This is a genomic window from Aurantiacibacter sediminis, assembly GCF_016019885.1.
Lineage (GTDB): Bacteria > Pseudomonadota > Alphaproteobacteria > Sphingomonadales > Sphingomonadaceae > Alteraurantiacibacter > Alteraurantiacibacter sediminis.
This window is the reverse complement of record NZ_JAEANY010000001.1, coordinates 914928-939463: the sequence shown is the minus strand read 5'-3', so window position 1 is coordinate 939463 and position 24536 is coordinate 914928. Positions and strand designations below refer to the sequence as shown.

The 24536-nt window shown below is 59.7% G+C and carries 36 protein-coding genes; 17 read left to right on the top strand and 19 right to left on the bottom strand.

Going from position 1 to position 24536, the window contains the following annotated elements:
- Positions 1 to 30: 30 nt before the first annotated feature.
- The 6 genes from hisF to hisB are packed head-to-tail and all read right to left on the bottom strand — an operon-like array spanning position 31 to position 3392.
- Complete coding sequence (gene hisF / locus I5L03_RS04840) at positions 31 to 798, bottom strand: imidazole glycerol phosphate synthase subunit HisF (protein ID WP_197920544.1); 768 nt, start codon at positions 796 to 798, stop codon at positions 31 to 33.
- Positions 795 to 1085: a hypothetical protein gene (locus I5L03_RS04835; RefSeq protein ID WP_197920543.1), complete on the bottom strand. Its 291-nt coding sequence runs from the start codon at positions 1083 to 1085 to the stop codon at positions 795 to 797. The genes hisF and I5L03_RS04835 overlap by 4 nt, the downstream gene beginning before the upstream one ends.
- Positions 1082 to 1810 carry a 1-(5-phosphoribosyl)-5-[(5-phosphoribosylamino)methylideneamino]imidazole-4-carboxamide isomerase gene (hisA, locus tag I5L03_RS04830; RefSeq protein ID WP_197920542.1) on the bottom strand — a complete coding sequence of 243 codons (729 nt, stop codon included), beginning with the start codon at positions 1808 to 1810 and terminating at the stop codon, positions 1082 to 1084. Before hisA ends, I5L03_RS04835 begins: the two co-directional genes overlap by 4 nt.
- Positions 1807 to 2436 carry an imidazole glycerol phosphate synthase subunit HisH gene (gene hisH / locus I5L03_RS04825; protein WP_197920541.1) on the bottom strand — a complete coding sequence of 210 codons (630 nt, stop codon included), beginning with the start codon at positions 2434 to 2436 and terminating at the stop codon, positions 1807 to 1809. The genes hisA and hisH overlap by 4 nt, the downstream gene beginning before the upstream one ends.
- On the bottom strand, positions 2411 to 2806 hold the full coding sequence (locus I5L03_RS04820; protein ID WP_197920540.1) for a hypothetical protein: 396 nt from the start codon (positions 2804 to 2806) through the stop codon (positions 2411 to 2413). The genes hisH and I5L03_RS04820 overlap by 26 nt, the downstream gene beginning before the upstream one ends.
- Positions 2799 to 3392: an imidazoleglycerol-phosphate dehydratase HisB gene (gene hisB / locus I5L03_RS04815; protein WP_197920539.1), complete on the bottom strand. Its 594-nt coding sequence runs from the start codon at positions 3390 to 3392 to the stop codon at positions 2799 to 2801. The genes I5L03_RS04820 and hisB overlap by 8 nt, the downstream gene beginning before the upstream one ends.
- Before the next feature lie 118 nt (positions 3393 to 3510).
- On the opposite strand from hisB, the gene I5L03_RS04810 reads away from it, so the two are divergent.
- From I5L03_RS04810 to gmk, 3 genes are read left to right on the top strand one after another with little or no spacing between them, the layout of a single operon-like run.
- Complete coding sequence (locus I5L03_RS04810) at positions 3511 to 4023, top strand: SspB family protein (RefSeq protein ID WP_197920538.1); 513 nt, start codon at positions 3511 to 3513, stop codon at positions 4021 to 4023.
- Positions 4024 to 4074: 51 nt separating this feature from the next.
- The gene (locus I5L03_RS04805) at positions 4075 to 4497 is read left to right on the top strand and encodes a hypothetical protein (protein WP_197920537.1); all 423 of its coding nucleotides are present in this window, start codon (positions 4075 to 4077) and stop codon (positions 4495 to 4497) included.
- A gap of 54 nt (positions 4498 to 4551) precedes the next feature.
- Complete coding sequence (gene gmk / locus I5L03_RS04800) at positions 4552 to 5196, top strand: guanylate kinase (protein WP_197920536.1); 645 nt, start codon at positions 4552 to 4554, stop codon at positions 5194 to 5196.
- Here gmk and I5L03_RS04795 read toward each other — a convergent pair.
- Complete coding sequence (locus I5L03_RS04795; protein WP_325100087.1) at positions 5193 to 7265, bottom strand: S8 family peptidase; 2073 nt, start codon at positions 7263 to 7265, stop codon at positions 5193 to 5195. The genes gmk and I5L03_RS04795 overlap by 4 nt on opposite strands.
- A gap of 546 nt (positions 7266 to 7811) precedes the next feature.
- Here I5L03_RS04795 and dapD point away from each other — a divergent pair.
- From dapD to I5L03_RS04765, 6 genes are all read left to right on the top strand, one after another.
- Positions 7812 to 8651, top strand: coding sequence for a 2,3,4,5-tetrahydropyridine-2,6-dicarboxylate N-succinyltransferase (dapD, locus tag I5L03_RS04790; protein ID WP_197920740.1), 840 nt, complete (start codon positions 7812 to 7814; stop codon positions 8649 to 8651).
- Between the two features lie 93 nt (positions 8652 to 8744).
- On the top strand, positions 8745 to 9053 hold the full coding sequence (locus tag I5L03_RS04785) for a hypothetical protein (protein WP_197920534.1): 309 nt from the start codon (positions 8745 to 8747) through the stop codon (positions 9051 to 9053).
- Between the two features lie 45 nt (positions 9054 to 9098).
- Complete coding sequence (locus I5L03_RS04780) at positions 9099 to 9332, top strand: hypervirulence associated TUDOR domain-containing protein (protein ID WP_067786423.1); 234 nt, start codon at positions 9099 to 9101, stop codon at positions 9330 to 9332.
- The gene (locus I5L03_RS04775; protein ID WP_197920533.1) at positions 9332 to 9520 is read left to right on the top strand and encodes a DUF3008 family protein; all 189 of its coding nucleotides are present in this window, start codon (positions 9332 to 9334) and stop codon (positions 9518 to 9520) included. Before I5L03_RS04780 ends, I5L03_RS04775 begins: the two co-directional genes overlap by 1 nt.
- Entirely contained in the window at positions 9520 to 9855 is a 336-nt protein-coding gene (locus I5L03_RS04770) for a DUF3140 domain-containing protein (RefSeq protein WP_197920532.1), read from the top strand. Before I5L03_RS04775 ends, I5L03_RS04770 begins: the two co-directional genes overlap by 1 nt.
- 58 nt (positions 9856 to 9913) lie before the next feature.
- Positions 9914 to 10324 (top strand): DoxX family protein, encoded by a 411-nt coding sequence (locus tag I5L03_RS04765; protein WP_197920531.1) that lies wholly within the window; start codon positions 9914 to 9916, stop codon positions 10322 to 10324.
- Positions 10325 to 10383: 59 nt separating this feature from the next.
- Here the strand turns inward: I5L03_RS04765 and I5L03_RS04760 are convergent, their stop codons facing one another.
- Complete coding sequence (locus tag I5L03_RS04760; RefSeq protein WP_197920530.1) at positions 10384 to 10635, bottom strand: SWIB/MDM2 domain-containing protein; 252 nt, start codon at positions 10633 to 10635, stop codon at positions 10384 to 10386.
- Between the two features lie 48 nt (positions 10636 to 10683).
- Positions 10684 to 11286 (bottom strand): YbhB/YbcL family Raf kinase inhibitor-like protein, encoded by a 603-nt coding sequence (locus tag I5L03_RS04755; protein WP_197920529.1) that lies wholly within the window; start codon positions 11284 to 11286, stop codon positions 10684 to 10686.
- 248 nt (positions 11287 to 11534) lie between these two features.
- Between I5L03_RS04755 and I5L03_RS04750 the strand changes: the two genes are divergently transcribed.
- Positions 11535 to 12950 (top strand): S41 family peptidase, encoded by a 1416-nt coding sequence (locus tag I5L03_RS04750; RefSeq protein ID WP_197920528.1) that lies wholly within the window; start codon positions 11535 to 11537, stop codon positions 12948 to 12950.
- 27 nt (positions 12951 to 12977) lie between these two features.
- On the opposite strand, the gene I5L03_RS04745 is transcribed toward I5L03_RS04750, so the two are convergent.
- Positions 12978 to 13433, bottom strand: a complete 456-nt coding sequence (locus I5L03_RS04745; RefSeq protein ID WP_197920527.1) for a COG3650 family protein — start codon at positions 13431 to 13433, stop codon at positions 12978 to 12980.
- 88 nt (positions 13434 to 13521) lie between these two features.
- On the opposite strand from I5L03_RS04745, the gene I5L03_RS04740 reads away from it, so the two are divergent.
- The gene (locus tag I5L03_RS04740) at positions 13522 to 13992 is read left to right on the top strand and encodes a BLUF domain-containing protein (protein WP_267904186.1); all 471 of its coding nucleotides are present in this window, start codon (positions 13522 to 13524) and stop codon (positions 13990 to 13992) included.
- A 16-nt stretch (positions 13993 to 14008) separates the two neighbouring features.
- Here I5L03_RS04740 and I5L03_RS04735 read toward each other — a convergent pair whose 3' ends face one another.
- A complete protein-coding gene (locus I5L03_RS04735) occupies positions 14009 to 14461 on the bottom strand; it encodes a DUF3429 domain-containing protein (RefSeq protein WP_197920525.1) in 453 nt (150 codons plus the stop codon).
- 135 nt (positions 14462 to 14596) lie between these two features.
- Positions 14597 to 15175 carry a fasciclin domain-containing protein gene (locus I5L03_RS04730; protein ID WP_197920524.1) on the bottom strand — a complete coding sequence of 193 codons (579 nt, stop codon included), beginning with the start codon at positions 15173 to 15175 and terminating at the stop codon, positions 14597 to 14599.
- Positions 15176 to 15422: 247 nt separating this feature from the next.
- Here I5L03_RS04730 and I5L03_RS04725 point away from each other — a divergent pair, with 247 nt between their 5' ends.
- From I5L03_RS04725 to I5L03_RS04715, 3 genes are all read left to right on the top strand, one after another.
- Complete coding sequence (locus tag I5L03_RS04725) at positions 15423 to 16646, top strand: FAD-binding domain-containing protein (RefSeq protein ID WP_197920523.1); 1224 nt, start codon at positions 15423 to 15425, stop codon at positions 16644 to 16646.
- An 85-nt stretch (positions 16647 to 16731) separates the two neighbouring features.
- The gene (locus tag I5L03_RS04720; protein ID WP_197920522.1) at positions 16732 to 17079 is read left to right on the top strand and encodes a DUF962 domain-containing protein; all 348 of its coding nucleotides are present in this window, start codon (positions 16732 to 16734) and stop codon (positions 17077 to 17079) included.
- A gap of 92 nt (positions 17080 to 17171) precedes the next feature.
- Positions 17172 to 17681 carry a hypothetical protein gene (locus I5L03_RS04715; RefSeq protein WP_197920521.1) on the top strand — a complete coding sequence of 170 codons (510 nt, stop codon included), beginning with the start codon at positions 17172 to 17174 and terminating at the stop codon, positions 17679 to 17681.
- Positions 17682 to 17706: 25 nt separating this feature from the next.
- On the opposite strand, the gene I5L03_RS04710 is transcribed toward I5L03_RS04715, so the two are convergent.
- The 5 genes from I5L03_RS04710 to I5L03_RS04690 all read right to left on the bottom strand — a co-directional run bounded on the left by I5L03_RS04710 (position 17707) and on the right by I5L03_RS04690 (position 21773).
- A complete protein-coding gene (locus I5L03_RS04710) occupies positions 17707 to 18060 on the bottom strand; it encodes an HPF/RaiA family ribosome-associated protein (RefSeq protein ID WP_234035020.1) in 354 nt (117 codons plus the stop codon).
- Positions 18061 to 18209: 149 nt separating this feature from the next.
- Positions 18210 to 18503, bottom strand: a complete 294-nt coding sequence (locus I5L03_RS04705; protein WP_197920520.1) for a hypothetical protein — start codon at positions 18501 to 18503, stop codon at positions 18210 to 18212.
- On the bottom strand, positions 18500 to 19201 hold the full coding sequence (locus I5L03_RS04700) for a TadE/TadG family type IV pilus assembly protein (protein WP_197920519.1): 702 nt from the start codon (positions 19199 to 19201) through the stop codon (positions 18500 to 18502). The genes I5L03_RS04705 and I5L03_RS04700 overlap by 4 nt, the downstream gene beginning before the upstream one ends.
- Positions 19198 to 19803 (bottom strand): TadE/TadG family type IV pilus assembly protein, encoded by a 606-nt coding sequence (locus I5L03_RS04695; RefSeq protein WP_197920518.1) that lies wholly within the window; start codon positions 19801 to 19803, stop codon positions 19198 to 19200. Before I5L03_RS04695 ends, I5L03_RS04700 begins: the two co-directional genes overlap by 4 nt.
- A complete protein-coding gene (locus I5L03_RS04690) occupies positions 19800 to 21773 on the bottom strand; it encodes a TadE/TadG family type IV pilus assembly protein (RefSeq protein WP_197920517.1) in 1974 nt (657 codons plus the stop codon). Before I5L03_RS04690 ends, I5L03_RS04695 begins: the two co-directional genes overlap by 4 nt.
- Positions 21774 to 22015: 242 nt before the next feature.
- Here I5L03_RS04690 and I5L03_RS04685 point away from each other — a divergent pair, with 242 nt between their 5' ends.
- The 3 genes from I5L03_RS04685 (at position 22016) to I5L03_RS04675 (ending at position 23829) form a co-directional block, all read left to right on the top strand.
- The gene (locus tag I5L03_RS04685; RefSeq protein ID WP_197920516.1) at positions 22016 to 22447 is read left to right on the top strand and encodes a pyridoxamine 5'-phosphate oxidase family protein; all 432 of its coding nucleotides are present in this window, start codon (positions 22016 to 22018) and stop codon (positions 22445 to 22447) included.
- 220 nt (positions 22448 to 22667) lie between these two features.
- On the top strand, positions 22668 to 23351 hold the full coding sequence (locus I5L03_RS04680; protein ID WP_234035019.1) for a D-Ala-D-Ala carboxypeptidase family metallohydrolase: 684 nt from the start codon (positions 22668 to 22670) through the stop codon (positions 23349 to 23351).
- Positions 23352 to 23361: 10 nt separating this feature from the next.
- Positions 23362 to 23829 (top strand): YaiI/YqxD family protein, encoded by a 468-nt coding sequence (locus I5L03_RS04675; protein WP_197920515.1) that lies wholly within the window; start codon positions 23362 to 23364, stop codon positions 23827 to 23829.
- Here I5L03_RS04675 and I5L03_RS04670 read toward each other — a convergent pair.
- A complete protein-coding gene (locus tag I5L03_RS04670; RefSeq protein WP_197920514.1) occupies positions 23826 to 24218 on the bottom strand; it encodes a type II toxin-antitoxin system death-on-curing family toxin in 393 nt (130 codons plus the stop codon). The two genes, I5L03_RS04675 and I5L03_RS04670, sit on opposite strands and share 4 nt — an antisense overlap.
- Positions 24219 to 24308: 90 nt before the next feature.
- Complete coding sequence (locus tag I5L03_RS04665; protein ID WP_197920513.1) at positions 24309 to 24536, bottom strand: AbrB/MazE/SpoVT family DNA-binding domain-containing protein; 228 nt, start codon at positions 24534 to 24536, stop codon at positions 24309 to 24311.

The following is a 24536-nucleotide window of genomic DNA, read 5'->3' as shown; positions in this document are numbered from 1 at the left end:
TCCCGTTGCGGGACCGCGCCGCCGCGCTCCTTATGAGCCGCTTCGTGCTGGCAGGCCCGCTGCGCGCAAGGCTGCATGCGCCTCTGCAATGGTATGCGTCCCGAAGTGAAAAATGCTCGCCGCAAGCACCGCGCTCGCTCCGCCCTCGATCACGCCGTCTACCAGATGCTGCAAATTGCCGACGCCGCCGCTCGCCACAACCGGCACGCTGACGGCATCGGCGATCGTGCGGGTCAGTTCCAGATCGTAACCCGCCTGCGTCCCGTCGCCATCCATGCTGGTGACGAGCAGTTCCCCCGCACCAAGCTCGGCCAGCGTCACCGCATGCTCCAGCGCATCGATGCCAGTTTCTCTCCTGCCGCCATGGGTGAAGATTTCCCATCGACCTTCAGCGACCTTGCGCGCGTCGACCGAGGCGACTGCGCACTGGCTTCCCATCCTATCGGCGATGTCAGCCATGATTTCCGGACGCTTCACCGCTTCTGAGTTCACCGCGACCTTGTCTGCCCCTGCCAGCAGCAGCCTGCGCGCATCCTCAACGCTTGCAACGCCGCCGCCCACGGTAAGCGGCATGAAGCAAACCTCCGCCGTGCGCCGCACGATATCGAGCAGCGTCCCGCGCCCTTCATGGCTGGCCGAAATATCGAGAAAGCAAAGCTCATCCGCCCCTGCCGCGTCATAGGCCTGCGCCTGCTCGACGGGATCGCCAGCGTCCTTGAGATCGACGAAATTGACACCCTTCACGACGCGCCCATCGGCAACGTCGAGACAGGGGATGACCCGGATGCGGACGGTCATTGCGTGTCAGCTCCCGTGATTTCCGGCTGCGGCGCGCTGACCGCTTGTTCACCGAAAAACAGATACAAAACAAAAGGTGTCGCGAGCGAAATGAAGAAAGCTCCTGCCATGCCATAGACCTGTCCATCGTGACCCCAGCGCTCGGGCGCAAAACGCAAGACCGCAAGCGCGAGCAGTGAGAAGACGACGCAATTGATGAGGCCCAGACCCGCATGGCCCAGCGTCGCACCTTCAAGAAAAGTCAGGATGAAAAATATAATTCCGATCAGGCGGACAATACCGGTCATCCCCTGCTCGCCATCGCAATCGCAGTCGCGAGGTCCAACCGGCCTTCATACAGCGCCCGGCCCGTAATCACGCCTTCAATCCCCTGATCCGCCTGCAGCGCGAGCATGTGAATGTCGTCCAGACCTTTCACGCCGCCGCTGGCAATCACCGGGATGTCCACGCTGCGCGCCAGTTCGACCGTCGCCTGCACGTTGCAGCCCTTCAGCAGGCCGTCGCGCCCGATATCGGTGAACAGAAGGCTGGCAACGCCTGCGTCCTCGAACCGGCGAGCCATATCTTCGACCGGGACGTCGGAGACTTCGGCCCAGCCCTCGGTGGCAACCATGCCATCGCGCGCATCGACGGCGACAACGATGCCGCCTTCCCATTCGCGCGCCATTTCTTTCACGAATTCGGGATTCTTGAGCGCGGCGGACCCCATCACAATGCGCGCCACGCCGAGGTTGAACCAGCCTTCGACGCCTGCTGCATCGCGGATGCCGCCGCCCAGCTGCACATAGCCGGGAAACGCCTCGACAATCGCTTCCACTGCCTCACGGTTCTTGGTTTCGCCAGCAAAACTGCCGTCCAGATCGACGACATGGACATGCTCTGCCCCCGACTGTGCGAACAGCATCGCCTGCGCCGCGGGATTGTCACCATAGACGGTGGCGCGGTCCATATCGCCCTCGGCCAGCCGCACGACTTCGCCGCCTTTGAGGTCGATGGCAGGAAAAATGATCATGGTTTCCACTCCAGGAAGCGGGCGAGCAGGTCCAGCCCGTAGCGCTGGCTTTTTTCAGGGTGAAATTGCACGCCGAGGATATTGTCCCGCGCCACCGCCGCGACGAGGCCGCCGCCATGATCTGTCATCGCGGCGATGTCCCGACCATTGTCGGGTTGGAAGTGGTAGGAGTGGAGGAAATAGGCCTCGCCTTCGTCCACCAGCTCGCTGCCATCGCCGTGATGGGCATGGACCACATCGTTCCACCCCATATGCGGCACCTTGATCTTCGGGTCGGTGCGGTGGATGAGTTTGACCTCACCCGGTATCCAGTCGAGCCCCTCATGCACGCCGTGTTCCAATCCGCGGCTCGCAAGCAATTGCATGCCCACACAAATGCCGAGGAAAGGGACCCCGTCTTCGATCACACGTGCGTTCAGCGCCTCGACCATGCCCGGGATCGCCCAGAGACCCTTCTTGCAAGCGCCGAAAGCACCGACGCCCGGCAATACAATCCGCTTCGCGCCGCGCACGAGATTGGGATTATCGGTAACGGCAATATGCTCGGCCCCCGCGGCTTTCAGCGCGTTGTGAACCGAATGAAGATTGCCTGCACCGTAATCAATCAGGGCGATTGCTTCTGACATTCAGCTCCCTCTGCTTCCATGCCATTACGTAGAGAGGAAGAGCTGCCAAAACGATTGGTAAAATATCATTTCCAAACAACTTCGGTATCGGGACCGATAACAATAAAACTACCGAAATGGCACCGAGATAGCGCGGCGTGGTCTCCCACGGATACGCTATATTGCTGGGCGACTTTGCCAGCAGTGTTTTTGCTCCACCGATCAAGATAGCCCCCGCTGTTCCAATGGCCAGTGCGATTGCCAGGCCCGAAAGATGGTCGAACAGCGTAGATTCGGAGTATTTACTGAAGTTCATCGAGATGGTCACGATCAGCACGAAGAGGATCGCCAAGCGCGGAATCCGCGACCAATCTCTGCCTTGCTTAACCACCCAACTGGCCTTTGGTACTCGGCACCGCGTCGCCCTTTCGCGCATCAAGCTCTACCGCCTGCCGCATGGCGCGGGCAAAGCCTTTGAAAATGCTCTCGCAGATGTGGTGATTGTTTGAACCGTAGAGCTGCTGGATGTGCAGCGTCAGCCCCGCCGTCTGTGCGACCGACTGAAACCAGTGCTCGATGAGCTCCGTATCCCATTCGCCGAGCTTTTCCTGCGTGAAGCGCGCCTTGAACACGCACCACGGGCGGCCGGAAATATCGACAACGACGCGGCTTAGCGTTTCGTCCATCGGCGAATGCGCCTCACCATAACGGCCGATGCCGCCCTTATCGCCCAGAGCCTCTGCCAGCGCCTGTCCCAAAGCGAGCGCGCTGTCTTCTGTCGTGTGGTGCTGGTCGATATGCAGGTCACCATCGACGGTCATCGTCACGTCGATCAGCGAATGGCGGCTGAATTGCTCGACCATGTGATCGAGAAAGCCGATCCCTGTGGAAATGTCATAGGTCCCCGTCCCGTCGAGATTTACCTCGACCAGGATTTTGGTTTCCTTCGTATTCCGCTCTATTTTGCCTGTGCGCATGGGGCTGAGCCTATAGGCTGATGCACGGCTCGTGCAAGCCGCCAAAGGACCGTGCGGGCGGGGATTGCCGGTGATTTGCGGCTTGACCTGCACTCTCGCCGCCGCCACCTATCATTGCATGAGCGACGATACGCCCGATAGCTTGATCCCCTACGATGAAATCGTGCAGGAAGCCCTGCGCGCCGTGGTCGGCCGGGTGCTGGGCTCTGTCGAAGAAACGGGCGGCACGCTGCCCGGCGGGCATCATTTTTATATCACGTTCAAGACTGCGGCTCCCGGTGTCGATATTCCCGCCAGCCTGCATGAGCGTTTTCCCGATGAAATGACTATCGTGCTGCAGAACAAGTTCTGGGATCTGAATGTCACCGATACGGGCTTTTCCGTCGGGCTGAGCTTCAACCAGATCCCGTCAAAACTCTCGATCCCCTTTTCCGCCATTACCGCCTTTGTCGATCCAGCGGTCGATTTTGGCCTGCAATTCCAAGCCTCTGTCGAGGATGTGGAGCCTGCGGAACATGACGATGCGGAAAACGACGGCAGCGGCGATACGGAACAAGGCAGCGCGCCGGACATTTCCTCTAGTGAAGACGGCTCGAATGTCGTGACGGTCGACTTCGGTCGGAAAAAATAGGCGCAGGGGCAGAGCTTGCTCCGCCAATGGGAGCATCAACCAGTGTCAGGAATGTCTGAAAATCACCTCACCGATATAGCGCTCGACGAAACATCGCGCGCGCCGGAGGCTCTTGACCCGACCGACACTGCGGTTCCCGGCCCCAGTCCCAATCCCGCCACCAATATCCTTATCAACGATGTCATCCTGCGCAGCGTCGGGCGCGTTTCGCGCATGACGGTGGAAAAGGCGATCCTTGGTAAGCAATATGGCCGCGAGCTGGCGAAGGATGCGGTGGAAAACCGTTCCACGATCAACACCCTTGCCGTTTATGCCATCACGAAAGTTGCCACCCGTTCCATCCCGGGCGCAGCTCTGGTGGCCAGTGGACTTCTCGCCAAGACGCTTTTCGATCGCAGCCAAAACCGCCGCGCAGCCGTCAAGCAAGGCAATCGGACAATCCGCGACATGGCGGCAGAGGATGAACGCGCCTGAGCGTAGAAATCCCTAAGGCTTGATCGCTCGCCAGCCTTCGGCCAATTGCTGTGCATGGCAGAATCGCAATCACTTCATCGCCGCGGCCTGATGTTCATCTTGTCCTCCCCTTCGGGCGGGGGAAAGTCGACCGTTGCGCGCCGCCTGCTCGAAGAAGATGGCGAGATTGCCATGAGCGTCTCCGTCACCACGCGACCACCCCGCCCCGGTGAAGTGGACGGGGTGCACTATCACTTCATCGACCAAGCCGAGTTTGACCGGATGGTGGAGGACGGCGAATTGCTGGAATGGGCGGTCGTGTTCGGCAATAGCTACGGAACACCCAAGGCGCAGATCAAGGCTGGCCTCAAGGCAGGACAGGACTTTCTATTCGATATCGACTGGCAAGGCACGCAGCAGCTCTACCAGCGCATGGAAACCGACGTTGTGCGCGTCTTTCTGCTGCCCCCGAGCATCGAGGAACTGGAAGCGCGCCTGCGAGGCCGTGCAAAAGATAGCGACGATGTGATCAGAGATCGCATGTCCCGCGCAATCAGCGAAATCAGCCACTGGGATGGCTACGATTATGTCGTGATCAATGATGATCTGGATGACTGCTTCGCCAAGGTGCAAACGATCCTGAATGCCGAACGCATGGGGCGCGCGCGCCAGACGGGTCTGGTGGATTTCACGCGCAATCTGATGGCAGGCGGAAGCTAGAAGCCCCGGCTCCAGCGCACGGCCACGCCGATATCGGCAGGCGCAGTCTCGAAATGGCCGGGCTCGTGCCTGTAAAACAGGCTTCCCGCAGCAGAGCCACCCCATAGCCTTCCGCGCCACGCCAATTCGCCGACCAGCTCGCGCCCTTCGGGTGAAAGGAGCAGGGTTTGGACGGTGTAATCAGGCGTCAGCGTTTCATAGCTGAAGCTGGAGGGCAGGCGCAAATTGAGGCCGCCATCGGCCACCCGCAGCGGCTGCGAGAAACGGAAGGCGATCCGGTCGTCGTCTGTCAGGAACTGCGTCCTCTCGATGTCGAAAGACCAGGCATTGCTCAGCAGGCGTGATCCATCAGCGACGAGCGGAGCATCGCGTGCTTCTGTCACGCCCTGCCTGAACGCGGCACCAAGCCGCCAGCGGTCAGCCAGCTGCCAGCCGAGATCGACATCCCCGAATACGGTGCGCGCGCCCTGCAGGCCGAAGCCTTCGTGCATGCGGCCGCCCAGGATTGTGCGATCCTCCTCCGTCATCGTCACGCCCAGCGCAGCCTCTACGGAGCCAAAGCGGCGATCGAGCGCGATTGCGAAAGTCGACACATCTTCCGAAGCGCGTCGACCGCGCAATTCTGCCGCGCGTCGCACGGCCGCTGCGGTGAAGATCGAGCCGGTCTGGGCGCTTAATGTCAGTCCCCAGCCACCCACCTGCTGGCGAAGCGCGAAGGCCGCATCGCTGCGCGTCAGCATGCCGTCATCACCGCGCGAATTGCCGGCGATCATGAAAGCGGGGCGATCCTGCCCCTGCAAACCGGCCACAAGTCCTCCAGCCTCTTGGCGATAGGCCAAACCGATCTGGGTTTGCGGCGCAATTCGCATGGCGACCCGCGCGGCAAGCACTTCTGCCTGCTGCGCCTGCTCGTCATCCAGTCGCAGCGCTTCGGCACGCGGCGGTGCCTGACGGGTCGCATCAATGGTGAAAGCAACGCTGGCCGGCCCGGCGCTGCCACCCACTACGCGTTGCTGCGATGCAAGCGCACCGCGCAGGCGCTGCGGCTGTTCTGCCGCGCGCAATGTGCCTGCGAGATCGGTTGAAAAGGCGCGCTGGTATCTGTCCGTGATGAGGGTCGGCAAGGAAGCCGAAGCGAAGGCGTCGCCCATTGCGGGCGATGAAACGCCTGAACCATCCGCGAGCGCAAGCGCGGCAGTCTCACCAGCAATGCTGGTGGTCCCGATAGGCTGGAAAGCTGCCGCAATATCGAGGATTCCCTGCCCATAAAGCGCGTCGGGTCCTGCCTCACCTGCATCGAATGCGCTTTCGAGCAGGATCTCCGCAATCTCGCGCCCGGTCAGGTGCGGAAAAGCCTGGGCGAGAAGCGCCGCAGCTCCGGCAACTTGCGGCGCGGCAAAGCTGGTTCCTGCGAACAGGAAAATGAAACCTTCTTCATCGACGAAGATCTCGCCATCGCGGTAAACGCAACAAATTCGCTCTCCGCGCGCTGTGAGATAAAATTGCGTGTTCTGGCCTGCGCGATTGCTAAAGTCGGAAACCTCGTAATCCGCGTTGACCGATCCCACGATCAGAACGCCGCCATCTCCGGCATTGGCGAATTGTTCGCCAAATCCATCGAGCTCGGCCCGCCCGTCATTCCCAGATGCAACCACGATCAGCACGCCTGCATTGACCGCGGCCGTTATGGAATTGCGCAGATTATTCGATATGCCGCCAGCGCCGCCAAGTGAGATGTTGATCACCTTGGCATCATTCGCAACGGCGTAATCGATTGAGGCGGCAATATCGCTGTCGAAGAATTGGCACGTCAGATCAGCGTCGACACCATTGGCCTCGCAAGAGCCCACCGCATCGGCGCGAATGGCAAGGATAGTGGACTCGAAGGCAATTCCGAGAATTCCCGAATTATCCCGCGCGGCGGATGACACCAGAGAGACGAGCGTTCCGTGATCGTCAGGCCCCTCGATCGGCCGATCCGCCACGATATCAGTCGAAGCTGGCGATATCCGGCCTGCAAATTCAGGACTGTCCGGGTCGATACCCGAGTCTACCACAGCGATTGTCACGCCGTCCCCGGTTGCGCCGCGTGCCCATGCGCTGGCGGCATTATGCTGGCCGGGGCCATCCGAGTTTCGAAACTCCCGCGTGTTGAAGACCGGAGCGACCGGGGCGACGGGGAAGTTCGCAGACGTTGGTGTGGGGGTTGGCGTGGGCGTCGGGGTCGGTGTTGGCGTGGGCGTCGGGGTCGGTGTTGGCGTAGGCGTAGGCGTGGGAGTAGGGGTTGGCGTAGGTGTCGGTGTTGGAGCAGGCGCGCGTATGATGGGACCGCCACCACCGCCGCCGCAGGCTGAAAGAAGCGCGAAGGCAACGAGAATAGCCCCGCGGTCAAGTTTCCCCCTGAAGGTCTTCATTCCAATTTTCGCCAATTCGCACCCGCCTTTCCGGCATCCTCGCTATCAAGCGAATGCCTAATCCCGTCTTAACAGCCATTTTTCGGAAAACCATCGCGCGCAATTCGTTCCTGTCCCCCCTCCCGGAACACAGCTGCTCGCCGAAGCTTGTGCATCCATGACAGAGAAGCTAGCCGCATCGTAAAGTGAAGGAGACACATGATGAGCGCCGAATTGGTATCTGCGATTGAAGAGGCCTGGGAACGGCGCAGCGAAATTACTCCCGCGGATATGGATGTGCGCCGCGTAGTCGATGGCGCTATCGAAATGCTCGATAGCGGTGAAGCGCGCGTTGCCCAGCCGCGTGATGATGGCGGATGGCAAGTCAATCAGTGGCTGAAAAAGGCAGTCCTGCTGTCTTTCCGCCTGAACGATAACCGGGTGATGGAAGGCGGCTCGGCCGGAACGGCAGCGTTTGACAAGGTCGCCTCCAAATTCGCCGGCTGGGGCAAGGATCGCTTTGGCGATGCGGGCTTCCGCGTCGTGCCCGGAGCCATCGCGCGGCGTGGCTCCTACATCGCGCCGGGCGTCGTGCTGATGCCGAGCTTCGTCAATATCGGCGCCTATGTCGCTGAAGGTGCAATGATCGATACATGGGCAACTGTCGGCTCGTGTGCGCAGATCGGCAAGAATGTGCACATTTCCGGCGGCGCGGGGATCGGCGGCGTGCTCGAACCCTTGCAGGCCGAGCCCGTCATCATCGGCGATGGCGCTTTCATCGGCGCGCGTGCAGAAGTGGCCGAGGGCGTGCGCGTGGGTGAAGGCGCGGTGCTTTCCATGGGTGTATATCTCGGCGCGTCCACGAAGATCGTCGATCGCGCGACGGGCGAAGTCCATCGCGGCGAAGTGCCGCCCTATGCCGTTGTGGTGCCCGGCTCGCTTCCCGGCAAGCCATTGCCCGATGGCACACCCGGACCAAGCCTGTACTGCGCCGTCATCGTGAAGACAGTAGATGCGCAAACCCGCGCGAAAACAGGCATTAACGAATTACTTCGCGAATAAGGATGCGTCGCGGCATTTGGCAGCGTATAAGGAACCTTTGCACTCGCGGCCCGTATCGTTTGCGGGTCTGTATTTGAGACGGAAGGCAGAACAATGAGTTACAAGAAGGGCGATGAGATCCACATTGAGGACGATGATGCGATGGCTGCGCAATCGACCGGGCATCTCCGCTGGATTCTCGCCGTCAGCCTGCTGGCAGCGCTTGCACTGATGTCGGCAATCTGGATTTTCGGCGCCTTTTCCCAAGGCGATGTTGAAGAAGAAATCACCATGTCCGGCACAGGGGAGTATGAAAACGACCCCGATGGCGAACCTGTGGCGAACGAAGACGACACGCTGGCAGACGATGCTGTCGTTTCGCCGACCGACGGAGATGTCGTGGGAACAGACACCACCGAATAATTGCTTTCAGGGATCGGGGACGGGACGCACAAGGAACCTCGAACAATGAGCAATTCAAATAGCTACCAGACCGATCAATATGTGAAATGGAACTGGGGCAACGGCGAAGGCCACGGCCAGGTGAAAGAACGCTTTGAGCGGGAAGTCACTCGTACCCTGCAAGGCACCGAAGTCACCAAAGACGGTGATGAGGACAATCCCGCCTATCTGATCAAACAGGACGACGGCGATGAAGTGCTGAAGCGCGGCAGCGAACTGTCCGATTGGGACAAGGACTGATGCCGAAAGCTTACAGTGAAGCGCAGCAGAAAGCGGCGGGTGCCGCCCTTTCTGCCAAGCGCGGCGATACCAAAGAGTCCGACCTTCAGGGTGCCTCCAAGGACATGTATGACAGCATGTCTGAAGAAGAGCTCGAGAAAATGGCATCCACCGATCATGACGATCTGCCGGAAAAGGCAGACGACTGATGGATGATGACAAGAAGGACGAGGTCTATTCCGACTTTTACGATGCCGTGAACATGCAGCCCAAAGAGTTGGAAGAATGGCTGGAGACCGAGGAGTCCAAATCGGTTGGCGACAATGATGATGGCGAAAGCACCGGGCACCGCTCGGGCCGTCGCATTGTCGAAATCAAGCGCACCAATAAGGATGAACTTACCGACAGCCAGTATGAACATATGAACAAGGTCGTCGGTTACGTGAACCGCCACACGGCGCAGCGGCCCGATGGCGATATTGAGGACTCGGACTGGCGCTATTCGCTCATGAATTGGGGCCATGATCCCATGAAAGGGGATTGATCTTCGGCATCGGTATTCTCTTAGGCTCAAAGCGCGGGTCGAGGGAGAGACTCCGGATATGATCCGCGCCGGGCTACGCATCTTGCTGGCAGTTTTCTACGCATATGCCGGATATCGACACATCGTCGATCCGCAGCCGTTCCTCCTTATCACCCCGTTTTGGGTTCCGCAGAGGGAAGCGGTGATCCTGTGGACTGGTGTTGCGGAAATCGCTGGCGCCCTTGCCCTTCTGCAGCCTTTTTTGACACGCTTGCGTATCGCGGGTGGCTTTGGGCTCGCGCTCTATGCGCTGTGTGTCTGGCCAGCGAATATCAATCACATGTTCATGGATATGGCCCGGCCCGATGGCGGCTGGGGCTTTGCCTATCACATCCCGCGCATGATCGCACAGCCGCTGATTATCTGGCTGGCGCTGTGGGTGAGCGGAGCGATCGACTGGCCATTTCGCGCCCGGAAAGACGCCGAATGAAAAACGGGCGAGCCGCTTTCGCAGCCCGCCCGCTTGTTCTCAATTCTGACGTGTAAGCCTCAGCTCATGTGCTTAGAAACAGCACCCGTCATCTTGAACATGCTGATTTGGTCATTACCGATCACCTTGCCGAGCTTGGCATCGGGATTGATCATGCGACGATCCTTGGAATCCTGCAGGTCGTTAGCCTTGATGTGATCCCAAACCTTGCTGGTGACCTGAGCGCGGGTCATCGGACCTTTGCCGACCACTTCTTCAAGCTCAGGCGTCAGATTGACCGGCTTGTTGAGTGCGTTGTTCTTGGCAGCCATTCTCAAATTTCCTTTCAAGCAAAAAAGCTGGCGAGCAGCCTACATCGTTCAAATTTCTTCGTCTTCACCCTCAAAGTCGTAATCCCCACCTTCTTCGCGGGTATAAGTGCCTGTAAGGATTGCTAAACCCATCACATGGCCTTCCATCGCAGCGACCAGTTCCTCGCGACTCGCCCCAGGCATCAGTGTCAGCGGCAAGTCTAGAGCGAAAAGCTGGAAGACGTAATCATGCGGTTCGTCGCCTGTAGGCGGATCCGGCAGCAGCCATTCCGAATTGCCGAAAGCATTCTTCCCAACGCGCGGCGGAGCCTCGCCTTCGAGAATTTGGCCCTTTTGTCCGGGAAGGCCCCAGACCAGCCAATGGCAGAACGGTTCACCCGTCTGGAAATCGGCATCCTCGACGATCAGCACCAGCTCCTGCGTGCCCGGAGGCGGCGCGGTCCACTCTATCGGCGGAGCGACCGCGTCTTCTTCATCCGCGGTGAAACAGGGATCGAGTTCTTCATTGTTGCTGAACGCGGCAGAGGACAGGCTGAAGCCGCCCTTGCCCAACACAGATTCATCGCCGAGCTTTGCGGCAACGATCTTGCCATGGCCGGAACGCGGCGATGTAAACGAATTGGCAAGCCATTCGGGGGGAGTGTCTGACATTCGTCTTCCTTCGCTTTCGCATCATATTCAGATGAATCAGCAGGCTGATTGCTTGCTGCGCGATGTGCCGACTGGCAGCATTCATTGCAAGGGCAAGCCTCGTTCAGCTTGTCGAAGGGTTCGATTTGGCAGACCGAACTCAGTTGTCTTTAGCCCCGGCCCTTTGACGCATCTTGCCAGCGAACACGGTCCGGGATAATCCAACCATCGCTTTGGGTCTGTCCATCTGTTTGGGAAGCAAAAGAATTATGCGCACTTCGAAGATTGCCCTGTCACTCGCCTGCATAGGTATGCTTGTTTCTTGCGGAGGTGGCTCTGATGCTCCCCCGCCTATCGCAGGGGGAGGCGGCGGCGGCGGCGGAAATGCCAGCGCATGCAGCATTAGCGAACGACTTGCCTTCACCGATGCGGTTTTCGATGAATGGTATCTTTTCCCCAACCTGCTCGATACTTCGCTCAATCGTAACAATTTCAACGATGTGCAGGATTATATCGACGCGCTGGTCCGACCGGCACGCGAGCAATCGCGCGATCGTTTCTTCAGCTACATCACATCGATTGAGGAAGAGAACGCTTTCTTCAATAGCGGCTCGAGCGCAGGCTTCGGCTTCCGCCTGATTTACGACACAACCAATCGCCGCGTGTTCATCATTGAAACATATGATGACACGCCAGCCCTTGCCGGAAACATCGAACGCGGTACCGAAATTGTCGGTGTCGGCACGACGGCAGGCAATGTGGTGACCACAAACAGTCTTTTGGCCCAAGGCGGTCCGCAAGCCTTCATCAATGCACTTGGCGCTTCGGATCCGGGCGTCACCCGCGTTCTCGATGTCATCGATCAGGATGGCGTCCGCCGCGACGTAACTCTCACCAAGGCGGAGTTCTCGCTCGACCCGGTGCCGCGTTACGGCGCGCAGATCATCAATGATGGCGGCAAGCAGGTCGGCTATGTTCGCCTCACCAGCTTTATCAATCCAGCGATTGGCGATCTGCAGGATGCCTTTGCCGATTTCCGCGCAGCTGGCGTCACTGAATACGTCATCGATCTGCGTTACAATGGTGGCGGCGGCATCAATGTGCTTGAAGCTTTCGCTGACCTGCTGGGACGCGGCAATGAAGGCCAGATCTTCGAAACGATCGCCTTCCGCCCGAGCAAAGCGAACCTCAACGAAACCTATCGCTTCCAGACCGACGCGCGGTCGGTTGCTCCGACGAAGATCGCCTTCATCACCACGAGTGGTTCGGCTTCAGCAAGTGAAGCCCTGGTCAACGGCATGGTGCCCTATCTTGGTACTGATATGGCGATGGTAGGGCAGGATACGTTTGGCAAGCCGGTGGGGCAGTCGGCATTCGATCTGGCCGAATGCGATGATCGCTTGCGTGTGGTGACGCTCCAACTGGAGAACGCCAACGGCAATGGAGACTATTACACTGGCCTTGCCGATACCGTTCCGGTCACCTGCCGTGCGAATGATGACATCTTCAACGATTTCGGCGATCCCAATGAGCAAATGCTGGCAACTGCGCTAGATTTCCTCGCTGGTCGATCCTGCACCGCCATTGCCGGTGGACCTGCAGGAGTACAATCGGTGGGCCGCGATCTGCTTGCTCCGGAACGACCAACGAGCGTGATCGAACACGAGATGCCGGGCGTCTACTGATGCCGGCGCGCTCGATCTGAAATCGGCTCAGGTGAATTCTTCGGCGGTATCGGTTTCCGGACCGATATCGTCGACACCTTCGCGCCAGGCGCAACCCTGTAGCTGATCTTCGCCGATTTCGACCGTTGCGGTGAAGGGATAGGTATGATCGCTCATCCCGTCGCTGCATTCACCCGGCGTCACTGCGACATCTACCGAAGCGCCCTCTCGCTCCCCGCTGAATGAAAGGCCTCCCCTGCCGGCAAAGCGCGTCACCGCGATGGTTTCGCCTTCGGGATTTTCCAGCGTGCTAAAATTCATATCGTCGCCATCGATGATCGCGCCCCAGAACGGCTCCGTGCCGATCAAATTGATCACCTGATCCTCCGCGATTTCGCTATACGGCTCAGTGTTTTCGGCATTGCCAGGCACATTGGCGTTATCCCCGCCGGAACAGGCGGCCAGCGTGAGCGCGATGGGCAGGACGGCGAGGGACAGTTTCATGGCTTTTCTCCAGTGGGAACCAAACCGATGCGCCATTGTTCTGTTCCCAATGTATCGCGCGTGAAACGTGGCCAGAGGGGATGTGCCTATGCTTTCGCTGATCTATGTGAGCACCGCCCAGGAGCGGATGCCCATGGCCGCTGTAGAAGCCATGGCGGAACGCTCTGCCGCCAGGAACCACCAAGCAGGCATTACCGGGATGCTCGCCTATAACGGGCGCAGCTTCATGCAATTGCTTGAAGGCGATGGGGAAGCCGTGCTGGCGACAATGCGGCGGATCGAGAGGGACCCGCGCCACAGCAATATCAGCTATGTCCGGCAGGAAATGCGCTTTCAGCGCGAATGCCCCGACTGGTCGATGAAAACGCTTCTGGCTCCGCTTTCGAAGATGGGCAGTGCAACCGTTTTCACCCAGTCACTCCCGCGATCGACCGATCTCGACACACGCATCCTCTTTACCAGTTTCGCCTCATCCATAGGGCTCGATACGGCTGCCAAATTGGAAGAGCGCCGACAGCATGTCGTCTTGGCAGAACTGCCGGTCGCAGCGAACGCCTGACGCGGTTTTTGACTGATCAGGAGGCGAGCGCCAGTGCGAAAGTGCTTGCACCCAATCCCAAGGATAGCGGCACGCGCAGTCCCATCCACCAACTGGGCCGCAGCGTCACAAGACGGCGGTCCACCAGCGGGCTCAGCGTGATACCTATGGCGAGGAAGGTTAGCGAGGGGCCCGGCCAGGTCTCCCCCACCACCCACGGTATGTAGGTCGCCAGCGCGATGAGGCTTGGCATAACAGCCGCAACCCAAAGCCATCCGGGCGCGCGGCGCGCTTCATCCGGCGATGCCGCCGCCATGCCCCACCAGAGGCCTCCCAGAAAACTGAAAATCAGCGCAGCATAGGCCCAGCCGATTGCCAGCGCAGTCCAAAGCCATTCCTCCGGCCCAATCCACGCCGCCAGCGCGCAGGCAAGCTGCGGCAGGATGCCGGCGAAACCAAGTGTTCGGGCGAGAGCGGGTGTGTGAGCCATGGGTTTGGAGCTATACATCTCAGCGCACGATGGCCAGCCAGCTCAAAGACTGTGACTGAGGATTGATCTGTGCAGACAAATAAAAAGGGCGAGCCGTAATGGCTCGCCCTCTTTTTCAGTCGTGTGCGCGATGCATTACTGCGGCATCAGGACAGTGTCGATCACGTGGATCACACCATTCGATGCTTCGATATCAGTATCGGTCACAGTTGCAGTACCGCCCGTTGCGTCGGTCAGAACGACATTGCCATCTACGACCGATGCGGTGAACGTGCCGCCGCCGACAGTGTTGACAGTGTAGCCTTCTTCACCGGCACCTTCGATCGCCGACATCACGTCTGCGGCCATCAGATTGCCTTCTACCACGTGGTAGGTGAGGATCGAGCTTAGGGTTTCGGTGTCCTCATTCACCAGCGTATCGACGGTGCCGTCCGGCAGCGCGTCAAATGCGGCGTTGGTCGGCGCGAACACGGTGAACGGACCTTCGCCCGACAGCGTTTCGCCCAACTCGGCTGCGGTTACAGCCGTAACGAGGGTCGAGAAATCGCCATTGCCCGATGCAACATCGACAATCGTGCCCGGGCCTTCATTGGCCATCGCATCATCTTCCATCGACGTCTCGTCGGCCATGGTGTTTTCTTCTTCTGCCGGCTCCGCACATGCGACGATGGCGAGCGATGCGGCAGACGCGAGTGCAATAGTAAGCTTCTTCATAAATAATCCTTTCGGGATTGTGAGAACGGACGATTTTCATTCGCAGGGCCAAGTCTTAGACGACCCTGCGTCGCCCATGCCCTTCACCCCCACCAACGGCGCAATCGCGCCCTTGTTCCAATTGTGGCGGAATAATGACCTAAAAGAGGTAGAATCGGGGCGCATAGTGAGCAGGCCTCGCCCGATTGCGGCAAGTTGGGTTTTCATCCGCCGGAACCTTAAGGCGAGCTGCCGCATTCGAAGCACCATGCAATTTACCCCGACAAGAGAAGCTGGCCTCACCCGCCTGGAGGCCTTCCTGCCCAATGCCGGCGCGTATTATGAGCGCACCCGCAATCATGATCATGGCCTAGATCGGATGAATGTCTCCCAGCTTTCGCCGTGGCTGCATGCGGCCCTTTTGGCTGAGCGCGAGGTTCTCGAAAGGACATTAGAAAACCATTCCCGCTCGAACGCAGACAAATTCGTTAGCGAGGTGTTCTGGCGCATCTATTTTAAAGGCTATCTCGAACAAAGACCGACCATCTGGCGCGCCTTTTGCGAAAAGCGCGGCGATGCTTTGGCCGATCTGGCAAACAATTCGGGCCGCGCAAAAGCCTATGCCGAGGCGACCGAGGGGCGCACCGGAATAGCCGCTTTCGACCACTGGGCGCGCGAACTGGTTGAAACAGGCTATTTGCACAATCACGCGCGCATGTGGTTTGCCAGCATCTGGATTTTCACGCTGAAGCTCGACTGGGTTCTGGGCGCCGACTTTTTCCTGCGTCACCTGATGGACGGGGACGCTGCGTCCAATACGCTCAGCTGGCGCTGGGTTGGCGGCCTGCACACGAAGGGCAAAACCTACCAGGCGCGCGCCGATAATATAGAAAGGTATACGTCCGAACATCCCGATGGTCCATTCGCGGCGGAAGGGATTTCAGACGAAGCCGAAGCGCTTGAGGAGGAGATAGAGCACAAGCGGCAGGATCTGGACTTGCCGGATGCGAAGCCGGGTTCACCGCTCGATAAACGCTATGCATTGCTGCTTCACGATGAAGCCGCGCATCATGTGCCGCTGGACTTGCCGCATCCCCCCGAATTGGTGATCGGCGCTGCGAGGCCAGATGCGCGCTCCCCCGAACCGATCGGCGACCACGCTCGCAGCTTCGCTCAAGGCGCGGTGGAGAGCGGCGTGGAGGAGGCTGCGCAGGCTTTCGATTGCCCTGGCCGCAGCTGGAGCGAGGAAGGCGAGCTCAATCAAATCCTCCGAGACACTGGCGTCACGCAGATCTCACTCGGCTTCCTACCAACCGGATGGACCAAGGATGCGCTTTGGCCGGAGCTTCAGTCTCTGCCAGACGACATTTCCGTAAAGCAATCACTGCCCGACCTGCAGCGCCTCACATGGCCGCACGCGCGCGCAGGATTTTTCCGCGTGAAAAAAGAGATCGACGATGTGCTTGGCGAAATCGGTGTGGCGGCGGGATAAAGCGCTCTGCATGTCAAGATCAGCGAGAGCGAGGAAGGCTGCGCATGGCTTGCCAGCGCTCGCCGAATGCCGCAGCATGGCGAACATGACCACCAATCGCTTCACCAGTTTCGATGAGTTCTGGCCCTATTACCTGCAAGAGCATGCCAAGCCGCGCACGCGCGCACTGCACTATCTCGGCACGACGCTTGTCTTCGCTGTCGCGATCTACGCGATTGTGAGCGGGCAATTATGGTGGCTGCTTTCTATGCCGGTTGCGGGATATTTCTTCGCCTGGCTTGCGCACTTCACCGTCGAGAAGAACCGTCCAGCAACCTTCACATATCCGGGCTGGAGCCTGGCGGCGGATTTCAAGATGTATTTCCTCTGGCTCACCGGCAGGCTGGAGCCGGAGCTCGAGCGCGCCGGAGTGCAATCTTCAGCACCGCGATAACCGCTTTCCCGCCGTTCGGCGCGCGTTCAGATTTTCCATGACAGTAAGACACCTGCACTTGTCATATTGACCATCAATAGGGGGATAAGGTCATGAAACGCGCTTTTCGCAGCAATCGTCGTTCATTCATCGCACGCGTCGCAGGGGCAGCCGCCGCGAGTTCGGGCCTGGGGGCCTGCACGACGACGGGCTACACAGACAGCGATGTCGGCTCCTACGCAGATCCTGTCGGCGGCGGACGCGGCGGTTATCGCTCGGGCATTACCGATGCCGATTCAGGCTCCTATGCAGACCCTGCAGGTAATGGCCGCGGCGGCTATGGAGGCGGCGGTAGCGGCGTTACCGATAGTGACAGCGGATCATATGCCGATCCCGTCGGTCAGGGCCGCGGTGGGCGCAGCGGCCTGACCGATAGCGACAGTGGCTCATATGCCGATCCCGCTGGCCAAGGTCGCGGAACCCGCGGCGGCGTCACAGACAGCGATAGCGGGAGCTACGCCGATCCTGCGGGTCAAGGACGCGGCAGTCGCGGAAGCGTAACCGACAGGGACAGCGGCAATTATGCCGATCCGGTCGGCCGTGGACGCGGACCCGGCAGCTGAGCCTCCCGCGCTTAGCAGCGGAGGATTAGATCTCTTTATCGGGGCGCGGATCGTGCTTGTGACGGCCTTCCTTGCCAAGGATCCGCTCGAGCCGCTGCGCCATGGTATTCGCCGCCTTGCGCGCCGCATCATCGACTTTCGCCGCATGCTCGGTCACGCCAATCGGCTTGCCACCGCGCGGGCGCGCTTCGATCATGCAGGCCTTGTCATCGCCGCCGCCTTTGCGGGCATTCTCATCGGAGACATGCACTTCCAGCCGCGTCAGCCGACTTTCGAACCGTGCCAGCTTCTTGCGCACGGCACTCTCAATGCGCTCAGCCACATTTGCGGTGCCCATGACAGAGCTGTCGGAGTTGAATTGAAACTGCATGTCAGACATCGGGGGGATGCTCCTCTCGGGTGATTATCTCACCTGAATAAATGGGGAGCATTCGCGCCGGTTCCAGCGTTTCTGACCGTTTGAGCGACTAGGTTGACGAAAGATTCCGATAAGCCCGAAAAGACCCGATCGCGAAACCCAAACGCTTATCAATCGACCACGCGCGGCCTGATGAATACGTCGCCATTCTCGTTTCGCGGCAAGGGGACGCGGCGCACCCGCACTTCGGGCTCGCTCGCTGCAGCTGCAAACCACGCCTGATTGGACCCCGAAGGTGCATCTGCGCTTGCCAATCGCTCATTCCCGTCCCCTTCTGTGTTTGCTGGGGGAAGGTCCGCATCGGAACTGGCTATGCGGGACAGGGAGCCATCCTCACTGAGCAACTCGCTAATGCCGAATAGCGATACGGCGGCAAATATCATGGCTGCTGTCGATACTTTCACGGCAATTCTCCGAAGCGACTGCAGTCGGCACCCGTTTCGCCATCAAGGTCGTCGTAGATCTGCGAAAGATCGCGGGACCCGCGCACTGTGAAAGCCGCTTCGCTTCTAAGATCGGGGCCACCTGTAAACGGTTCGATTATCTGGGCTGTCACAAGCGGCTCGTATGTATAGATGATCTCGACATACATGACCGCGCCATTGGACGGTGCGGTAAGCTCTTGGCCCTCGATACCCATGCCGGCGAAGCCAGTGCCCGTCTCTCCGGTTCCCTCATCGCCATATGCAGAGGGGCGGTTCAATTTGCCCATACACCGCTGCCAAGCGATTGTCTGACCGCCATCGTCATTTTCTTCAAGGCTGCTGACGATGATGCGGCCGCTTTCATAGATATCGACGCTGGAGCCTGCCAGAATTTCTGCACCGATCAGCAAATCGAGTATGTCTGACTCGTAGATCTTTTGCGCTGAGAGCGCATTGCGGTCTCCGATACGCGAAGCATTATCGGCAACCTGCATGGCGGTCTGGCTGATGCGCATCTGGGTCGCCGCGAGATTTGCCAGTTCCATCCCGCCGAGACCCAGGGTGAGGATCAGAGGCGCTGCGAATGCAAACTCTACCATCGCCAAACCGCTGCGTTCTTCCCGTAGATCGGAGAGGAAAGCCTTGGCGGCTTTTATTGTGTTTGGGATCGACATCATTCGCAATTCCCGATTTCCGGCACGCGCTCGCCCTGTTCGGCAAAGGGCTGGTTGCGAAGGACGGTGGCGCTGTAGAGGGTGCTTTCCTGCGAAATTCCGAACATGTTATAAAGCGGGAAGACGCGATCATAGGTTATGGTCGCCGCATAGAGCACGGCGTCGCGCGCACCGCCCTGACCTGATTCACCGCGATCAGCATCCCAAACGCCGTTGAAGTTGTAATCGTCGAACGGCTCGCCATTATTGCAAATCCCATCGCCATCGGTGTCGTCGAAGTCTTCGGGCTTGTTGATGTCGGCAAAGTCCTTGTAGTTCGAGCGGCTGAATTCGATCGTTGCGCTCGGCAAGATCATCAAAGCGCGCCGCGTTACCGATGCATCCAGCTGTTCGGCAGTCAGGCCGCCCGGCTCAAGCGCCGAATCCCGCCCGGCCTTCTGCATGGCGCCGCTCAGAACGGATTGCGCATAAACCTGAAATCCAAAATCGAACATCCCGATCAGCATCAGGAAGAAGACCGGCGCAATGAAGGCGAATTCGATGATGGTGACCCCGCCATCGTCTCGCATCAAGCGCCGGAAATTGAGGAGAATGCGCCGCCTCATTCGACCAGCCTCAGCTCCGCAATCGAGCTTGCAATCGTGCGGAAAGCGGCGATCAATTCAGGCGCATCATTCGCTTCGAAAGCGCGGCTCGTTCCGGTCGCACAACCGCGTGTATGCTGATTGAGCGGGAGACCGAAAGACACCGTCCAGATGGTCATGTTGTTGTTGCGGATCCGCTGGCAAAGCGCGTCCAGCCGGGCATTGTTGACCGCGGCGGTTTCCGGCTCGGTCCAGCTTCCGCTACCTTTAAAGCCCATGAAGCGCCCGTCCATGTCATAGTTACCATACGCAGTGGTGTTGCGTGGGTTTGCGCCCATTTCGCCATCGGTCATGAAAATGATGTGACGGGCGATGGAATCCCCATTCGGTGCGGTCGCATTGTCAGCGGCGAAAATGCCGTCAGGCGTGAGGAAGCGTGCCGCCCAAACCATGCCGATATCGTGCATAGTGCCACCGGTGGGGCTCAATCCATTGATATATGTCTCGAAGTCGGAATTGCGGGTTCCACCTTCGAGAGGATACTCCGTCAAGCGGCGGGCGGCAGAGGGGCAATTATGGCCCCTATTCCCTTGATCGTGGTTCGTGTTTCTTTGCTCAGCCCGGCCCCCACGGTCGAAGGTGATCTGGGGCCACATAGGCTTCCATTGCGTGGCCGGATTTGCGGGGTCCGGAACCAGGTTGAAGTCCAGATCCAGCGCGTCGTCCGGGATCGTGCTCCAGTCATGCGTTGGATTGGTCTGCCGTTCTTCGATACAGCCATTCCAGCGGCTGGTAACTTCGGCACCGCGTCTGCCGGTAGGCGTAGCGACGGTCCGGAAATTCTTGAAGTCCGACGTATCGAACACAACCGGCATCAGGCGATAGCCCACAAACACCGTTTCGGTGTCTTCATATTCTTCGATCACGGTCTCGGTTTCGGTGACCGTCCGCGTTTCGCCGGGCTCATAGCGATATTTGGTCACACCCAGATCGCAAATCGCGCGATCGCTGCCGTTACCGGGGCCGTAATGGAACTTGGTGTATTGGTCGCTCCACACGACCCAGCGCTCATTTCGCTCACCGCCGAGATAGTGGGTGTCTCCGTTGTTTCGGCCGAGCTCGTCCATATTGTTGCAACGTCGGTCTGCAGGCGTGTTGGAGGGCCAGCGATCGCTCGCGTCAGGGTTGAGCCATTCGGAGGGATTGTATGGAACGAGAGCGCGGCCGTGATAATACTCGACCCACTCGCCCTCTTCTTCCACTTCGCGTTCGACTTCCCGCTCGACTTCGCGGGTGCGGATTACCGTGCGCTCCTCGAATTCGGCGGCGCGGGATTGATAGGTCCATTGGTCGGCGAGGAAGTCCGGGTTTTCCGCCTGCAGCACTTCGCCAACATTCACACCGCCCGAGTAGGGCACCACGCCAATGCGGATGCGCGCGCCTTCCGGGGCAGCTGCGTACACCTGGTCATAGAAGGCAAACACCGCATCGCGCAGGTCTTCGATTCGTCCGCCGCTATTCATCGACCCGGATTGGTCGAGTACGAGCATGACATCGATATTGGGCAGGTTGAGTTCTGCGCTGCAGGTCACTTCAACATCGTGCACATCGATGCCGAACACCTGCATCAAGGTCATCGGCATCTCGACGGAAGCGGCACCGTTCAATCGCGTCGCCGAGCCCGCAGTCAGCGTGAAAGATGAGTCATTCGAGCCATAGGCATCAGTGCGGAAGTTCGTTTCGAAGAAGGAGTCTGCGGTGTCCTTGATGGTGTCCGGTATCGTGCCATCGACGATAGTGTCGCCTGCCAACTGGCGGCGCGCAGCCAATGTCGCACTGTCACATGCCTGCTGCAAGCGGGATTCGACGAGGTAGATCCTGCTTATATCGAGCGCCCCACCGATAACACCGACAAGCGGGATCATGGCCGCTGCCGTCAGCATCAGCGCGTTGCCGGAATTGTCTTCGAGTAGCCGTTTGAATAGCGTCATTTTTCCCACTCTTCGTCAACGAAAGGTGCTTCTCGCCATGCCTGATACGTGGAAATGTCTAAGGAAATCCTACCGCCGGGTTCGAGCAGCCCAGCAGCAACGGCTTTCGATGCGAAGGCCTGCTGGCTTAGGGTGTGACAGGTGAGACAGTGTCCTGCGTCAAAATGTCCGGGACACATCCGGGCACGTAAACGCATGTCGCCCGTTCGATCCGGTACGTGCCCACTTCCCGGAGACTTCCCATGAGCAAAGCGTCCGATACCCGTTCCCTTTCCGATATCGCAGCCAGGTTGAAGGCGATCGACATCGCCATGCTGGTGACGAAGACAGGGGAGGAAGGCGCCATTGCCGCGCGGCCGATGTCGAACAACAAGGATGTAAGCCGCGAAGACGGCACGACTTTCCACTTCGCCACCGACGATGGCCGTATCGATGACGATCTGAAACGCTCTGACCAATGCGGCGCGACTTACACCGAGGGCGAATTCTACTGCGCCGTGCAAGGCACCGGCACACTGCACCGCGACCGCGCGAAGCTGGAGAAACACTGGGTTCCCGACCTTGAAGCATGGTTCGAAGACGGCCTCGATACAGACGGCTTGATCCTGATCGAGGTCACGCCCCGGCGCATCGACTGGTGGGATGGCCGCGAACAGGGTGCATTCACGCCCTAGGGTGTGACAGGTGTGACAGTGTCCTGAGGCTAAAATTCCCGGATGCATTCGGCTCCGATAAACCGCAGAATTCCGAGCCTTTCTCGCGTCAATCACCATACGCGGCAGCCAGGCACAAACTCCATCCTGTAGGAAAGTGTTTCGCGTTCTCCGGATCCGCTGTTCTGTCCGACCGAGCCCTTGCAATCGCCGGGCAATCCGATGAACAGGTATCATGCGAATGGCGAAATTCCTGCGGCGCGCGATCATCTGGACAGTGCTGGGCGTTGCGGCGGTCCTCGCATGGGAGAATCGCGATACGCTCCTACAGGATTTCGTCGCCCCGCTACCCGGTATGGGAGGCTCGGAACTGGCTTTCCAAAGCTGGCTGGAAGAGGATCCGGCGCGCGGCAAGCAATTCGCCCGCTTCACTGCCTTCCTCGCCGAAGAGGGCGTGGCAGACGTCGTCGAGCCATGGCAGCTCATGCGGATCGACAGCTATTACGCGCGTGAATGCGAGGTGGAGCCTTTCACTATCCCGCCCGAAGAGCTATGGCCTAACGTCCTCCCCGCCCTTCGGCTGGTGCGCGATGAGGTGGTGCCCACGGTAGGCCCGGTCAGCGTCCTATCATCCTATCGCACGCCCGAACTCAACGCCTGCGCCCGCGGAGCCAGCCGCTCCAACCACCTCGACTTCTCCGCACTCGATCTCGCCACAGAGCCGCGCCGTCGGGGCGAAGGCCTCTACCGCGAGCTTTGCACCATGCACGATGCCGCAGGCCCGGAAAGCCGCATGGGCCTCGGCGCCTATTACGATCCGGCGGACGAGGGTTTTGCGGGAGGCCGCTTTCATGTGGATGGCGAAGGCTATCGCAGCTGGGGCCGCAGCTACACCTCGGCGAGCAGTCCGTGCCGGAGCTTTTGAGGACACCACTATGAGCCTTCCCGAACCCGTGACCATCCTCATCGATGCCGATGCCTGCCCGGTGAAGGATGAAATCTACCGCGTCGCTAATCGCCACAAGGTCCATGTCCTCGTGGTGAGCAACAGCCCCTTCCGCGTGCCGGTGAGCGAGCGGGTCAAGCGCGTTATGGTGGGCGATGCTTTCGACGCGGCGGACGACTGGATCGCGGAGAATGCGGGTGAACGCAGCGTGGTGATCACTGCCGACATCCTGCTCGCCGAGCGCTGCCTGAAAGCGGGTGCCACGGTGCTGCGCCACGACGGCCGCGCGTTTGACGCCGCGAGCATCGGCAACGCCATCGCCACCCGCGCCATCATGGCAGACCTGCGCGCCGGGATGGACGGGGCGGGAGGCGGCCCGCCGCCGTTCAGCAAGGCGGACCGGTCGAACTTCCTACAGGCGCTGGACCGGGTGCTCGTGGGGATGGGGCGGGGTTAGGCCTCGCCGCTCAGATGCTCGCGAAACCAGTCGGCGAGCTCACCTTCGGAGAGGGTGCCTGCGGCGAGGGCAACGAAAGCGACCACAAGTTCCGCATCGCTAGCACCAAGCGAGTGACCATTCAGCATGAGGAAGGTTTCGCTGATCACCGCTGCTGTGCGCTTGTTGCCGTCCATAAAGGGATGGTTGCGCGCAATGCCATAGGCATAGGCTGCGGCCAGCGCGGCAACATCCGGCTCACCATACTGCGCAAGGTTTTGCGGACGCGCCATGGCGCTGTCGAGCATTCCGGCATCGCGAATACCGTCCCCGCCGCCATGCTCTGCGAGTTGTTCAGCGTGCGCAGCAAGCCCCACTTCGGTCGCGATCCAAATCCAATTGGCGGTCACGCGCCCACCCCCAACCCCTCCCGCAAGCGGGAGGGGAGCGAGACTTGCCAAGCCGCAGGCGCGGCTAGTCGCAGCGGAGTGGGCATTTCGCTACTTCGCCAACTCACGCAGCGCGCGCTTGCGCTCGGCCATCACCTTGCGCGCGGCAGCCATTTGCTCCTCGAAGTCAGGATCACCCGAAACCAGCTCGATCCCGCCCGGCTTGAGGACGAGATTTATCTCATCCCCCACCTCGCGCCCGAGATGCGCAAGCACCTCCTTGGGCAAGATGATCCCGGCAGAATTGCCAATCTTGGTGATCTTGAGCGGCTTGTTCAT

Bases quoted from the DNA above. Each gene is read 5' to 3' on its own strand.
- hisF (WP_197920544.1), bottom strand. From the start codon at position 798: ATGACCGTCCGCATCCGGGTCATCCCCTGTCTCGACGTTGCCGATGGG.
- I5L03_RS04835 (WP_197920543.1), bottom strand. From the start codon at position 1,085: ATGACCGGTATTGTCCGCCTGATCGGAATTATATTTTTCATCCTGACT.
- hisA (WP_197920542.1), bottom strand. From the start codon at position 1,810: ATGATCATTTTTCCTGCCATCGACCTCAAAGGCGGCGAAGTCGTGCGG.
- hisH (WP_197920541.1), bottom strand. From the start codon at position 2,436: ATGTCAGAAGCAATCGCCCTGATTGATTACGGTGCAGGCAATCTTCAT.
- hisB (WP_197920539.1), bottom strand. From the start codon at position 3,392: ATGCGCACAGGCAAAATAGAGCGGAATACGAAGGAAACCAAAATCCTG.
- I5L03_RS04810 (WP_197920538.1), top strand. From the start codon at position 3,511: ATGAGCGACGATACGCCCGATAGCTTGATCCCCTACGATGAAATCGTG.
- I5L03_RS04805 (WP_197920537.1), top strand. From the start codon at position 4,075: ATGTCTGAAAATCACCTCACCGATATAGCGCTCGACGAAACATCGCGC.
- gmk (WP_197920536.1), top strand. From the start codon at position 4,552: ATGGCAGAATCGCAATCACTTCATCGCCGCGGCCTGATGTTCATCTTG.
- dapD (WP_197920740.1), top strand. From the start codon at position 7,812: ATGAGCGCCGAATTGGTATCTGCGATTGAAGAGGCCTGGGAACGGCGC.
- I5L03_RS04785 (WP_197920534.1), top strand. From the start codon at position 8,745: ATGAGTTACAAGAAGGGCGATGAGATCCACATTGAGGACGATGATGCG.
- I5L03_RS04780 (WP_067786423.1), top strand. From the start codon at position 9,099: ATGAGCAATTCAAATAGCTACCAGACCGATCAATATGTGAAATGGAAC.
- I5L03_RS04775 (WP_197920533.1), top strand. From the start codon at position 9,332: ATGCCGAAAGCTTACAGTGAAGCGCAGCAGAAAGCGGCGGGTGCCGCC.
- I5L03_RS04770 (WP_197920532.1), top strand. From the start codon at position 9,520: ATGGATGATGACAAGAAGGACGAGGTCTATTCCGACTTTTACGATGCC.
- I5L03_RS04765 (WP_197920531.1), top strand. From the start codon at position 9,914: ATGATCCGCGCCGGGCTACGCATCTTGCTGGCAGTTTTCTACGCATAT.
- I5L03_RS04760 (WP_197920530.1), bottom strand. From the start codon at position 10,635: ATGGCTGCCAAGAACAACGCACTCAACAAGCCGGTCAATCTGACGCCT.
- I5L03_RS04755 (WP_197920529.1), bottom strand. From the start codon at position 11,286: ATGTCAGACACTCCCCCCGAATGGCTTGCCAATTCGTTTACATCGCCG.
- I5L03_RS04750 (WP_197920528.1), top strand. From the start codon at position 11,535: ATGCGCACTTCGAAGATTGCCCTGTCACTCGCCTGCATAGGTATGCTT.
- I5L03_RS04745 (WP_197920527.1), bottom strand. From the start codon at position 13,433: ATGAAACTGTCCCTCGCCGTCCTGCCCATCGCGCTCACGCTGGCCGCC.
- I5L03_RS04740 (WP_267904186.1), top strand. From the start codon at position 13,522: ATGCTTTCGCTGATCTATGTGAGCACCGCCCAGGAGCGGATGCCCATG.
- I5L03_RS04735 (WP_197920525.1), bottom strand. From the start codon at position 14,461: ATGGCTCACACACCCGCTCTCGCCCGAACACTTGGTTTCGCCGGCATC.
- I5L03_RS04730 (WP_197920524.1), bottom strand. From the start codon at position 15,175: ATGAAGAAGCTTACTATTGCACTCGCGTCTGCCGCATCGCTCGCCATC.
- I5L03_RS04725 (WP_197920523.1), top strand. From the start codon at position 15,423: ATGCAATTTACCCCGACAAGAGAAGCTGGCCTCACCCGCCTGGAGGCC.
- I5L03_RS04720 (WP_197920522.1), top strand. From the start codon at position 16,732: ATGACCACCAATCGCTTCACCAGTTTCGATGAGTTCTGGCCCTATTAC.
- I5L03_RS04715 (WP_197920521.1), top strand. From the start codon at position 17,172: ATGAAACGCGCTTTTCGCAGCAATCGTCGTTCATTCATCGCACGCGTC.
- I5L03_RS04710 (WP_234035020.1), bottom strand. From the start codon at position 18,060: ATGTCTGACATGCAGTTTCAATTCAACTCCGACAGCTCTGTCATGGGC.
- I5L03_RS04700 (WP_197920519.1), bottom strand. From the start codon at position 19,201: ATGATGTCGATCCCAAACACAATAAAAGCCGCCAAGGCTTTCCTCTCC.
- I5L03_RS04695 (WP_197920518.1), bottom strand. From the start codon at position 19,803: ATGAGGCGGCGCATTCTCCTCAATTTCCGGCGCTTGATGCGAGACGAT.
- I5L03_RS04690 (WP_197920517.1), bottom strand. From the start codon at position 21,773: ATGACGCTATTCAAACGGCTACTCGAAGACAATTCCGGCAACGCGCTG.
- I5L03_RS04685 (WP_197920516.1), top strand. From the start codon at position 22,016: ATGAGCAAAGCGTCCGATACCCGTTCCCTTTCCGATATCGCAGCCAGG.
- I5L03_RS04680 (WP_234035019.1), top strand. From the start codon at position 22,668: ATGGCGAAATTCCTGCGGCGCGCGATCATCTGGACAGTGCTGGGCGTT.
- I5L03_RS04675 (WP_197920515.1), top strand. From the start codon at position 23,362: ATGAGCCTTCCCGAACCCGTGACCATCCTCATCGATGCCGATGCCTGC.
- I5L03_RS04665 (WP_197920513.1), bottom strand. From the start codon at position 24,536: ATGAACAAGCCGCTCAAGATCACCAAGATTGGCAATTCTGCCGGGATC.